Here is a 12,267-nt window from a genome sequence, read left to right as displayed (position 1 = left end):
TTTTGAAACACAGATTTTTTTGGTTTTTGGGATTTTAAAGCTATTCTTCTTAGTTAAACTACATTTCTTAACATCACAAATGCCATAGCCCGGATAGCAGTGGAAATCCTGGCATTGCGCAAACAATCGGTGATTTGATTGCTTCATCCCTCGCAATGACAGATTGGAGCGAATAGCCGGATTAGCTTCTAGTAAAAAATAAAGAGACTCTAACCTATTCGAAACGAATGGTTTTTGCTGGAGAAATTTTGGTAATTATATAGGAAGGCACCAATAAAACAAAAAGACAAACCGCAATTGTACCTAAATTGAGCAGTAAAATAAAGAACAAGTTAATATCTACAGGAGCTACTGTAACGTAATAACTTTCGGGGTTGAGTTTAATGATTTCGAATTGTTTCTGTAGTACTAACAAACCAATCCCAATTAAATTTCCCCAGAACAAACCTCTTAAAATAAGGTAGAAGGCATTGTACAAAAATATCTTTCGAATGGACCAATTAGTAGTTCCCATCGATTTTAAAATCCCAATCATCTGAGTTCTTTCGAGAATAAGAACTAGCAATGCCACTATCATATTTATGGTAGCCACTATTATCATAATTACCAGAATAACTATAATATTAAAGTCGAACAACTCCAACCATTCAAAGATGTAATAAAACTTTTCGGTTATTGGTTGCGCATTTAATGTTGAAGGAATCTCATTGTAGACTTCGTTGGTTCTTTCTTTTATCATGGAAAAATCATCTACAAAAACTTCGAATGAGCCTATCTCATTTGCCTTCCAACGGTTAATCATTTGAATGTGTCGAATATCACCTAAAATAAACGAGGAGTCAAATTCTTGAAAACCCGAATTAAAAACACCTACAATCTTAAATCGTCTTGATTTAGGCATCTTGTTTGCATCTTCTTTCATAAAGAAGGTATTAAATGAATCACCCAACTTTAAATCTAAACGATTAGCAAGGAATTGTGAAATGACTACTTCTGTGTTAAGATTGCCTTTAAGATTCGGAATTCGACCTTCAGTCAAATACTCCTTTATATTGCTCCAATCGTAATCTTTACCTACACCTTTGTATACTATTCCTTCAAAAGCAGTTTCGGTGCGAATCATACCTGCTTTACTTGCTACTGCCTGAACGTGCTTAATGCCTTTGACCGATTTGAATGTAGGATAAAATTTCTGATTCATTGAAATAGGATCAGTACTTACGTCCGATTGATTCCCTGTATAACTCGAAATTATAATATGACCATTGAACGCCGCTACTTTTTGGCGTATTTTTTGCTGTAGTCCAATGCCAGTAGCAATTGAAACGATCATCATGACTATTCCGATGGCAACTGCAGCGATTGCAATTTTTATTATTGGTGCAGAAATACTACTTTTATGCTCTTTAGAGTTAAAAAGTCGTTTTGCAATGAAATATTCTAGTTTCAATACGCGTTGTTTTGTTGCAAAGATAGAGAAACAGACAAAGTTTAAAAGTGTAAATAGCAAAAGTTTATGAAATACCTTATCTCCTATTCGTTCTTATTGGTAATTAGTTTTTTTTCCATTTCGTGTAAAGCAGGAACGCCAATTACTTTAAAAAGTGAAGTCGCTGTTGCCTCAAATCCTGGTGCTACTGTAGGAATTCTAACTGGCGCAGAAAATATCGAAGCGTATTTCCCGATACTTAAGGAGAAAAAAGTAGGCATTGTAACCAATCAATCGGGAATTCTTTCCGACAAAACCCATTTGGTTGACTTTTTATTGGCTCGAAAAATCGATCTAAAAAAAATATATGCGCCTGAACACGGTTTTCGCGGAACAGCTGACGCAGGCGAATTAATCAAAGACGGAAAAGACACCAAAACAGGTTTACCCATTATTTCACTGTACGGAAACAACAAAAAACCCAAACCAGAACAACTTAAAGGCATTGACATTATGGTTTTTGACTTGCAAGATGTTGGAGCGCGTTTTTATACCTACATTTCTACCCTACATTATATAATGGAAGCGTGTGCCGAAAATAAAATCACTTTAGTAGTTTTAGATCGACCAAATCCTAACGGAAGCATTGTTGACGGTCCGGTTTTGGAAAAAGAATTCACCAGTTTTGTAGGCATGCATCCTATTCCTCTGTTACACGGAATGACCATTGGCGAATACGCTCAAATGATTAATGGCGAAAAATGGTTAAAAGACGGAATTCAATGTGAATTGAAAGTCATACGATGCCTAAACTACAAACGTGAAATGCCGTACAGCTTACCCGTAAAACCGTCGCCTAACTTACCCAACGACCAAGCCATTAATCTTTACGCTAGCTTGTGCTTGTTTGAGGGAACCAATGTAAGTTTGGGACGTGGTACTGAAAAACAATTTCAAATTTACGGTTCTCCATTTCTTTCTAAGAAAAGTGATTTCAGTTTCACGCCGATGCCCAACTTAGGCGCCAAAGATCCTGTTCACAAAGGCGTTTTGTGTTATGGCGAAGATTTATCTACCGTAAAAAAAGTAACTCGCCTCGAATTACAATGGCTCATCAAAGCCTACAAAACCACATCTGATAAAACCAAGTTTTTCAACGATTTCTTTCCGAAATTAGCTGGAACACGAAAATTACAACAACAAATTGAAGAAGGTTTTCCTGAAGAAAAAATCAGAGACACTTGGAAAAAAGGCATTGAAGATTTTAAACTAATGCGTCAAAAGTACCTAATCTACTAATTTTTGTTTGAGTAATTTTTTTACTATCAAATAATACATTAAGTACAAACCATAAATCACGCCCGATATCATTCCGAAAATCATAAAGGAAAGCATTACAATTTCAAAAATGTTCATCGAAATGGAATTGGTGTTGGGGTCGGAATCCACCAGAAATCCGAAAACGGAGAAAACTAGTGAGAGAATGTAAATTCCCACTAATGCATAGTAGTGTCTTTTCATTGTAGCAGTTTTTTTTACAATAACGGAAAAGACATTTACTTAGTATTACAATGGCATTTTTTTCTTCATTTCCTCTACAATATTATACGCTGCCGGGCAAATCGCCACATTTTTCAACGTCAAATCTGAAATTTGTTGGAACTTTTTGCGGTCGGTGTGCGGAAATTCTCTACACGCTTTCGGACGAACATCGTAAATCATACAGTAGTTTTCGGTATCCAAAAACGTACACGGCACACTTTGTAACACATAATCATTGTCTTCATCAATACGCAAATACTGATCAATGAATTGCTGTGGTTTTTGCCTGAAATGTTTTGAAATTCGCTCAATATCAGCCGAAGTAAAGAGTGGCCCAGTAGTTTTGCAACAATTAGCGCATTGCAAACAATCGGTGCGTTTGAACTCGGCTTCGTGCAATTCTTCCATCACATAATCCAATTTCTTGGGTGTTTTCTTTTTCAGCTTATCGAAATACTTTTTGTTTTCGTTATGCTTATCTTTGGCAAGTTTACCAAGTTCGTTTAATGATGGTTTAACCATTTGTTTCAAGTTGAGCGACAAAGTTAATTAAAATCAGTAATCAAAAAACTCAGCAACTCAGTTACTCAGCAACTTTAAAAATGAAAGACTTATTCGGCCGTGCCATTCTCGACTATCAAACTAATAATGAGCCTCAAGACCTCATCACCGAAACCAACATTTCGGAAGCCGATGAAATGAGCGTTGCTTACTTATTTCGCTCTTTCAAGGAGATGCCCAAATTGGAGCAAAAAGCGCTTCAGTTATCCAAAGGAAAAATTCTCGATGTGGGTTGCGGCGCTGGAAGTCACAGTTTGTATTTGCAAGAAAAAGGATTCGATGTCACTTCAATTGATGTTTCTGAAAACGCCATTCAAGCTTGTCAATTGCGCGGATTGAAAAACGCACGAGTGCAAAATTTGCTCGACATTCACAACGAAACCTTCGACACCATTTTGCTTTTAATGAACGGCACTGGAATTTTTGGAACACTAGCACAAACCTCCATTTACCTGCAAAAACTAAAAAGTTTGCTCAATCCCAATGGTCAAATTCTCATTGACAGCTCGGATATTATTTACATATTCGACGAAGAAGAAGACGGTAGCAAATGGATTCCAGCGGATGGTTATTACGGCGAACTTACCTTTACCGTTTCCTATAAAAACCAAACCGAAAAACCGTTTCCGTGGTTGTATTTGGATTACAATACCTTGCAAAATGCTGCGCATGCCAATGGCTTGAACTGCAAATTAATTACCGAGGGCAAACATTTTGATTATTTAGCACAACTTTCTTTATTGTGATTACAAGGAGGAACGACAAAGCAATCCGTAGCTATTTCCAGCTATCCGTTTCAAGGCAGTTGGTTTCAAACCATTTTTGTAATTTATAAAACAGCTTCCGTTGGTCGCTTTTTTACAAAAACAAAAAATTGGTTTTCAACTGCACTGCGCTTTTCACTTCTATCTGGGCTAGTGCGCGTTCTAAAACAAGAATCTGCTCAAAAATTAGTGTTGGATGATTAGTTTCAAAACGGTTGTGTTTTCAGCTTCAGTTACCGCTAGAAAATACACTCCAGAAACCAATCCAGAAACATCGAGAGTTTCACCCTCAATTGTTGTGTAAATGATTTCTTTACCCAATAAATCATACACTTTAATCTGTTTCTCCAATCCTAAGTCAGATACAATATACAATAGGTTTCCTGCATTTGGATTCGGAAAAACCCTAAGATTATTGAGTGTTTGTTGACTTGAAGACAGCGAAGCATTTTTTAAACAACGACAAGAAAAACCAAGTTTTTTGGTCGGACTTAATCCGTTTATGTACACATTCTCTCCAACAGTGCTTAAGTAATTATGCCAAGCATCATCTTCAGTAATGCTTGTTGAACTCCAATAAAACGAATTAAATCCCTGAGCGTCTGAATTACCATAAAAATGATGGTATCCAGCAGGCAATGAGTTGAATCCACTACTATTGGATGCTCCAATATTTGGAGCATCCCAATCTGTTGTACCTGTTTGTTTTAGTTTTCCGCCCGCAACATTTACACCACCTAAAAATTCGAAGAGAATTTCCCATTCGTTTGCTGTAGGTAAATGCCAACCAGTAGGACAAATACCTCTCGGGTCAACTGCAGCATACCAAGTATAAAATCGCCCATAAGAAGGAACACCCAACAAAGGCCATTCGTATTTTGGGTTGTCTTCTGTAAAGTAATTAAAGGAGTTATATGGAGTTGTCCCAATTATATCACCATTAGTATATTTGGTTGTGTTTAAGTTTTCTGACATCCATTCTTGCTGACCAATAATTACAGTAGCATAATTATTCCCATCCACATCAGTCACTCCGCTTCCCACAGTTTGAGAAAAGCAGTTTCCAATTGAAAACACAAATAACAATAAGAGATACATCTTTTTCATAACGCTGTTTTTATGGCTAATTTATAAAAAATCAGCTAATTAAATCTGTTTTACTCAGAATATCCTCTAGAGCTTTGTACAACACATCCAAATCATCCTGTGTATTGTACATGTTCATCGAATACCGCAAATACACTTTTCCGTTCAAAGGCATCACCGGAACTTGAATTTTGTATTTTGTATATAACAACTCTTTCAACTCCATTGGCTTTTCCGTCTGAACTGGAATACTCGCCATTTGACCTAAAAATTCTTCAGTAATTGGGCAAATCGGTTGGGTTTTGAGCAAATCACAAAAACGTTGGTAATTGTCAAAAACCAATTTTCGACACGCTTTATATTTTTCTTTCCAATTGTTTTCTTTCAAAAACTCAATCACTTTGGGCGTACACAAATACGCTGAATGGTCGTTGGTTCCTTGGTATTCGTGGTAATCCAAAAACTGACTGTGACTTGGAAACACACTTTCGTAACCCCAACTCACCACCAGTGGATCCAAATCGTTTTGGAATTCCTTTTTAACGTACAAAAACGAACTTCCTTTCGGAGCCAACATCCATTTGTGGAGCGTTCCTGTGTAATAATCGGGATTCAATTCGGCGATATTCAAATCGATATGACCTGGAACGTGCGCACCATCCACAATAGTAATCAAACCCAATTGTTGCGCTTTATCACAAATCTCTTTCACTGGAAAAATCAAGGCAGTTGAACTTGAAATATGATTCAGAAACACCACTTTTGTTTTAGACGAATAGCCTTTCCAAAACTCTTCTATGATTTGCTCTTTGGAAGTTATGGGCAATGAAATTTCCTGACGAATGTATTTCGCTCCCGTTTTCTTACAATAGAAATTCCACGTTCGATCCATGGCACCGTATTCGTGATCCGTTGCTAAAATTTCATCGCCGGCTTGCAAATTCAAACTGCGCATGATGGTATTAATTGCAAATGTCGGATTGGGAGTAAAGAAGAAATCATCAGCTTCACAACCTAAAAATTCGGCTAAAGGTAGTTTGGCTTCTTTTAAATAAACGGGTAATTTCTTTTGAATAAAATTAACGGGTTCCGTTTCCAACTCCAATTGAAAGCGTTGGAATTCGGCAAAAACCGGTTTTGGGCAAGCACCAAACGAACCGTGATTTAAAAATGTAATTGAATCGTCTAAAAGGAAATGTGATTTCATGGATGTAATTTTTGGTAAAAATAAAAAATCCCATTCGATTGAGAACGGGATTCTATGTTAATTACCTTGAAGAGTTATAGGTATAGTGTAAGAACATCGCACCGGAATGCCTTTTTGCATAGCGGGAGTCCATTTTTTGCACTTTTTCATAAGCCTAATCGCTTCTTCTTTGGTTCCAAAGCCAATATCTTTAACTTTTATATCAGTTAATGAACCATCTCTATCAATCACAAACATCACAAAAATTTTTCCACCTTTAAAATTTTTATCATTGGGTTGCTTGAAGTTTTTCATTATGTATTTGTAAAACTCTTCTATTCCTCCTGGATATTCTGGTTTAACTTCAACACTTTTCGTACTGTAAAGTGAATTGTCATTTGAATCATTATTTTCCTTTTTTATGGTATCAGAATTTGTTTGAGGCTTTTTTTTAACCAAATTAAAAGGAAACTTCATATCCACGCTTATCTCTTTGCCATTACGAGTAGCCGGTTTCCATTTGGGTGCTTTTTTCAACACACGAATCATTTCGGTAGCCGATTCGATATCAACAAACTGAACCACTTTAATATTCTTAATTTCACCCGTTTCTGAAATGGTGAATGAAGTAATCATTGCTCCTTCCTTGGTTGGTTTTGAGAAATCAAACTCTTTATTGATGTAATTATAGAATTTATCCAATCCACCACCATTAAAGGTTGGATCGATTCGCTCTCCATTTAAATACACTTCGTCTTCACCTCCAATTTGAGCAAAACTGGAAAAAGAAACTATTACTAAAAATGCAAAAATTACTTTCTTCATAATTTAAGGAATATTCAAATATTTATGCGTTTGCAACGACACACGCCATTTGGAATTGTTCATTACATAATCAACAATGAGTGGTGTCATTTCTTCTTTCTTGCTCCATTCGGGTTGAAGAAATAAGATAGCGTTGCCATTTACTTTTGCGGCTTGTTCTTCAGCAAAAATAAAATCATGTTTGTTGTAAATAATCACTTTTAATTCGTTGGCAATAGCATAGGCATCGTCAACAGGTAATTTATTTTTTTTAGGTGAAAGACAAAACCAATCCCATGAACCCGTCACAGGATAACATCCTGAAGTTTCGATGTGTACTTTTAGGTTTTGCTCTTTTAGTTTTTGAGTCAACAAAGACATGTCCCAAGTCAAAGGTTCGCCACCCGTAACAACGACTGTATCGGCGTATTTTTTGGCATTGGCCACAATCAAATCGGTTTGAGTTGGCGGATGCAGTTCGGCATTCCAGCTTTCTTTGACATCACACCAATGGCAACCTACATCGCATCCACCAATTCGGATGAAATAAGCGGCAGTTCCAGTATGAAATCCTTCGCCTTGAATGGTGTAAAATTCTTCCATTAGCGGAAGCATTTCTCCTTTTTCTACGGCGAGTTGTATTTGTTTATTCAGCATATTATTTTTGCCACGAAGGCGCTAAGTCACTAAGTTATTTTTTTGCAAAAAGGTTACAAACAAAAAAATGGATTGTTTCATAGCCCTGATGCAAGGGAAAAACATTTTATTGTTACCTAAAATTCCGCAACGAAACTAATGGTTTCAAACAATAAAATTTTTGGAAAGGCAGCAGGAATTACCATTACTGATAAAGCCCAAGCCATTCGCTCCAATTATTTCTCACGAATGTAAATATCAATCGGCACACCAGAGAAGTCCCAGTTTTCGCGGATTTTATTTTCGAGGAAACGTTTATATGGTTCTTTTACATATTGTGGCAAATTGGCGAAAAACACAAACTGAGGTGTTGGTGTTGGCAACTGCATACAGTATTTTATTTTTACGTATTTACCTTTTAACGCTGGTGGCGGCATACTTTCGATGAGTTTCAACATATGGTCGTTGAACTTCGAAGTTGAAATACGTTGTTTTCTGTTCTCGTGTACTTTTACCGTTTCTTCCAACGCTTTTAGCAAACGTTGTTTGGTCAATGCTGAAATGAAAATAATCGGCACATCGGTAAACGGTTCTAATTCTTTTCGGATTTTATTTTCGTAATCTCGGGTTGACATCGTATCTTTTTCAACTAAATCCCATTTGTTGACCAAAATCACTACACCTTTTCTATTCTTTTCGGCCAACCAAAAGATGTTTTGATCCTGACTTTCGAATCCGCGTGTGGCATCAATAATCAAAATAATCACATCACTGTGTTCGATTGCACGCACGGAACGCATTACCGAGTAAAACTCTAAATCTTCTTTTACTTTGGCTTTTCTTCGAATTCCAGCAGTATCTACTAAGTTGAATTCGAATCCGAAACGATTGTATCGTGTATCGATGGCGTCACGAGTAGTTCCTGCAATGTCGGTAACTATGTATCGATCTTCTCCAATTAAGGCATTGATGAACGATGATTTTCCGGCATTCGGTCGTCCCACTACGCAAAAACGCGGAAGCGCTTCTTCCTCTTCGGTAGTTTCAGGTAAATCAGGTAATACTTTTACTAATTCGTCAAGTAATTCGCCTGTTCCACTACCGCTCATACCGGCAATAGTAAAATATTCACCTAACCCTAAATTATAAAATTCGACTGCGTCTTTTTCACGCATGGAATTGTCTACTTTATTTACGGCAAGCAAAACCGGTTTGGTTACTTTACGTAGTAATTTGGCTACTTCCGAATCCATGGGTGTAATGCCTTCTTCTACATCCACTAAAAAGATAATCGCATCGGCCTCGTCTATGGCCAATTCAACTTGTTTGCGGATTTCAGCTTCAAAAATATCGTCAGATCCTTTGATGTATCCACCCGTATCGATTACGGAGAATTCTTTTCCATTCCATTCACTTTTTCCGTAATTACGGTCACGAGTTACTCCGCTTACCGAGTCGACAATCGCCTCTCTGCGTTGGATTAATCGGTTAAAAAAAGTGGATTTCCCTACATTTGGTCTTCCTACAATGGCTACAATGTTATTCATAATGATTTTAAAATAAGCTGCAAAGGTAATAAAGTTGGTTGTGGATGCAGGATGTAAAGTGATATTTTTTTAATTTAGAGGTAACAAACCAAACCAACTTTACAGCATGAACACTGAAAATTCCATCCGTTTACGTCTGCGGTTTTACAAAGACATTGACGAAAACATTGAAGTAGTTCGACAAAAATTTGTGGACTATTCTAAAGTCATTTCACCCGATTTTTTGATGAAAATCAGAAACAACCACATTCAATTTACCATTAAAGGAGAAAAACAACGCTATTGGTCGCCGTATTTGTCGGTTGAATTAGAAGAGAAAGAAGGAAATGAGAAAAATGCCACTCACATCAGAGGATTATTTGGACCCGCACAAACTATGTGGACGTTTTTTATTTTTCTGCATTTTATAATTGCGGGCATATTTCTCACTTTTTTGATGTTTGCCTTTTCCGATTACGCACTGAATCAATCGATAGTAAACGACGTTATCATTATGATATCGATGGTCATTTGTTGGATTTTATTGTACGTCATTGCGCGTCAAACCAGAGCCAATGGTTATGGTCAAATGGAGGAATTGGAAAGAGAATGTCAGAAAATAATAGGCTAATTACTTTTGGTTGTAGCCAAATCGTTTCAACTGATACGCACTGTTACGCCAGTCTTTATTGACTTTGACGAACATCTCGATGTGAATTTGCTTGCCGAAAAACTTCTCCAGATCTTCACGAGCTTGCATTCCGACTCTTTTGAGTGCGGCGCCTTTGTGTCCGATGATAATTCCTTTTTGCGTATCGCGTTCCACCATAATTACTGAGCGAATTCGGATGATTTTTTCGTCTTCTAAGAATTCTTCCGTTTCGATTTCTACAGCGTATGGAATTTCTTTATCGTAGTTCAATAGGATTTTTTCGCGAATGGTTTCGTTGACAAAAAAACGTTCGGGTTTATCGGTCAAAGCGTCTTTTGGATAATACGGCGGAGAAACGGGAAGCAATTCCAAAATACGAGCAAAAACCTCTTTTACATTAAAGTTTTCCAAAGCAGAAATCGGATAAATTTCGGCATTAGGCACTTTTTCTTTCCACAAATCAATTTGCTCTTCGAGTTGTTCTTGATTGGATTTGTCGATTTTATTCAACAGCAACAACACCGGAATCTTAGCATGGATAATTTTATTAAAAAACGCCTCGTCTTTAAGTTCTTTTTCGCCAATTTCAACCATATAAATCAACACATCTGCATCTTCAAAAGCTGATTTTACAAAATCCATCATTGATTTCTGCATTTCGTAAGCAGGTTTGATGATTCCTGGCGTATCAGAAATCACAACTTGAAAATCGTCTCCGTTTACAATTCCGAGAATTCGATGACGAGTCGTTTGTGCTTTAGAAGTAATTATTGACAAACGTTCGCCAATAAAAGCGTTCATAAGTGTTGATTTTCCTACGTTAGGATTTCCTATGATGTTGACAAAACCGGCTTTGTGTTCCATTTTGATTGAGAATAAAAAAACCGAAAACGCAAGTAGTGTTTTCGGTTTTTAATTGATTTTAGTAGCGGGAACAGGACTCGAACCTGTGACCTTCGGGTTATGAGTTGGATTTTTCAACTCCCTTTACCCCGCAAAATTGCAAAAACCTTATAAAAGTGTGTACGAAATCGTGTACTGTGATTTACAGTGCAAATTTAGTCATTTTTTGTTTTAAACAGTTCTTTTTGGAGAAACTATTTTTTCTATTTAAAATTAAAAAAAGGTGTTTTTCCTCTACAAAAAAGGGTGTTTTTCCTCTTTCCCATTCTTACGTATTTGTTTAAAATTGTTGCTTAACTGAGATTTAACAAAATGTACACTTTTTGTGTACTTCGTTACTGATGTTATTTTTTACTTTTCCAAAGTAAAAACACGTAAAACTACGCTATTGCATTTTTTAAAATTCCGCAATATTTGAGTTTCGCATTTGTCAAGTTCTTTAATACCTCTATTTAACACCTTTTTTTGATGAAAAAATCCTATTTACTGCTTATTCTGTTGATTTTTGTATTGACAGAATCGTCTACTGCCCAAGAAATTCTCTGGGAGAAAAGTTACGGCGGACTACATGCCGATTATTTAATGGATGCACTTCCTACAGCCGATTATGGTTTTATACTCGCTGGAAGTTCACTCTCAAACAAAACAGGTAACAAATCCGATAATAACAAAGGTGATTTGGATTATTGGGTTTGGAAAATGAATGAAAATGGCGATTTGGATTGGCAGAAAAGTTTTGGTGGTTCGGGTAGTGATTTGTTGCAAAGTATTGCACTGACTAATGATGGTGGATTCATTTTGGCTGGTGTTTATTCTTTTAACAAAGGATTAGATAAAAAAGAAGATTCATGGGGGTATGTATGATTTACTCAATGCTAAAGGCAAAGAAGAATGGAAGTACTATTTTTGGGAAGAATCTAGTAACTCACTTGTATTAAACTCATTTAATGAAAATACAAAATACACTTTATTAAACTTGTGAAAATTAAAGAAACTCTATAATTGGAACTTCATTTAAATATTTTGGACTTAAAACTTAATTAACTTTTAGAAGTCTTTAGAAGGAAAATAACAAAAAATAAGAGACTTATAACTCAATTAAAAATAATACAAAAAGTAGGTCATACTTTTAATAAATTAAATACGTTATATTTTCAAATGAAAATAATAGACTTTAA

13 protein-coding genes are annotated in these 12,267 nt (G+C 36.3%); 4 read left to right on the top strand and 9 right to left on the bottom strand.

Annotation, left to right across the window (positions count from 1 at the left end; translation table 11 throughout):
- Positions 1-214 precede the first annotated feature (214 nt).
- Positions 215-1,450 carry an ABC transporter permease gene (locus VK161_RS13600; protein WP_324215337.1) on the bottom strand — a complete coding sequence of 412 codons (1,236 nt, stop codon included), beginning with the start codon at positions 1,448-1,450 and terminating at the stop codon, positions 215-217.
- A gap of 66 nt (positions 1,451-1,516) precedes the next feature.
- Here VK161_RS13600 and VK161_RS13595 point away from each other — a divergent pair, with 66 nt between their 5' ends.
- Positions 1,517-2,728, top strand: a complete 1,212-nt coding sequence (locus tag VK161_RS13595) for a DUF1343 domain-containing protein (RefSeq protein WP_324215336.1) — start codon at positions 1,517-1,519, stop codon at positions 2,726-2,728.
- On the opposite strand, the gene VK161_RS13590 is transcribed toward VK161_RS13595, so the two are convergent.
- Together VK161_RS13590 and VK161_RS13585 are read right to left on the bottom strand one after the other, a co-directional pair.
- Positions 2,717-2,950 carry a hypothetical protein gene (locus VK161_RS13590; RefSeq protein WP_324215335.1) on the bottom strand — a complete coding sequence of 78 codons (234 nt, stop codon included), beginning with the start codon at positions 2,948-2,950 and terminating at the stop codon, positions 2,717-2,719. The two genes, VK161_RS13595 and VK161_RS13590, sit on opposite strands and share 12 nt — an antisense overlap.
- Before the next feature lie 45 nt (positions 2,951-2,995).
- A complete protein-coding gene (locus VK161_RS13585) occupies positions 2,996-3,493 on the bottom strand; it encodes a YkgJ family cysteine cluster protein (protein WP_324215334.1) in 498 nt (165 codons plus the stop codon).
- Between the two features lie 80 nt (positions 3,494-3,573).
- Here VK161_RS13585 and VK161_RS13580 point away from each other — a divergent pair, with 80 nt between their 5' ends.
- The gene (locus VK161_RS13580) at positions 3,574-4,278 is read left to right on the top strand and encodes a class I SAM-dependent methyltransferase (RefSeq protein WP_324215333.1); all 705 of its coding nucleotides are present in this window, start codon (positions 3,574-3,576) and stop codon (positions 4,276-4,278) included.
- 204 nt (positions 4,279-4,482) lie between these two features.
- Here the strand turns inward: VK161_RS13580 and VK161_RS13575 are convergent, their stop codons facing one another.
- The 5 genes from VK161_RS13575 to der all read right to left on the bottom strand — a co-directional run bounded on the left by VK161_RS13575 (position 4,483) and on the right by der (position 9,555).
- Positions 4,483-5,403 (bottom strand): FISUMP domain-containing protein, encoded by a 921-nt coding sequence (locus tag VK161_RS13575; protein WP_324215332.1) that lies wholly within the window; start codon positions 5,401-5,403, stop codon positions 4,483-4,485.
- Between the two features lie 31 nt (positions 5,404-5,434).
- Complete coding sequence (locus VK161_RS13570; RefSeq protein WP_324215331.1) at positions 5,435-6,589, bottom strand: aminotransferase class V-fold PLP-dependent enzyme; 1,155 nt, start codon at positions 6,587-6,589, stop codon at positions 5,435-5,437.
- A gap of 57 nt (positions 6,590-6,646) precedes the next feature.
- Entirely contained in the window at positions 6,647-7,393 is a 747-nt protein-coding gene (locus tag VK161_RS13565) for an energy transducer TonB (protein ID WP_324215330.1), read from the bottom strand.
- Positions 7,394-7,396: 3 nt separating this feature from the next.
- A complete protein-coding gene (locus VK161_RS13560) occupies positions 7,397-8,029 on the bottom strand; it encodes a 7-carboxy-7-deazaguanine synthase QueE (RefSeq protein ID WP_324215329.1) in 633 nt (210 codons plus the stop codon).
- 215 nt (positions 8,030-8,244) lie between these two features.
- A complete protein-coding gene (der, locus tag VK161_RS13555) occupies positions 8,245-9,555 on the bottom strand; it encodes a ribosome biogenesis GTPase Der (RefSeq protein ID WP_324215328.1) in 1,311 nt (436 codons plus the stop codon).
- Between the two features lie 106 nt (positions 9,556-9,661).
- Here der and VK161_RS13550 point away from each other — a divergent pair, with 106 nt between their 5' ends.
- Positions 9,662-10,165, top strand: a complete 504-nt coding sequence (locus tag VK161_RS13550) for a hypothetical protein (RefSeq protein WP_324215327.1) — start codon at positions 9,662-9,664, stop codon at positions 10,163-10,165.
- Here the strand turns inward: VK161_RS13550 and era are convergent, their stop codons facing one another.
- Entirely contained in the window at positions 10,166-11,050 is an 885-nt protein-coding gene (era, locus tag VK161_RS13545) for a GTPase Era (protein WP_324215326.1), read from the bottom strand.
- Between the two features lie 507 nt (positions 11,051-11,557).
- On the opposite strand from era, the gene VK161_RS13540 reads away from it, so the two are divergent.
- Complete coding sequence (locus VK161_RS13540; RefSeq protein ID WP_324215325.1) at positions 11,558-11,953, top strand: hypothetical protein; 396 nt, start codon at positions 11,558-11,560, stop codon at positions 11,951-11,953.
- Positions 11,954-12,267: the final 314 nt, after the last annotated feature.

The sequence above is a fragment of the Flavobacterium sp. genome, assembly GCF_035299245.1.
In the GTDB taxonomy this organism is placed as follows: domain Bacteria; phylum Bacteroidota; class Bacteroidia; order Flavobacteriales; family Flavobacteriaceae; genus Flavobacterium.
This window is presented reverse-complemented; position numbering and strand designations above follow the sequence as displayed.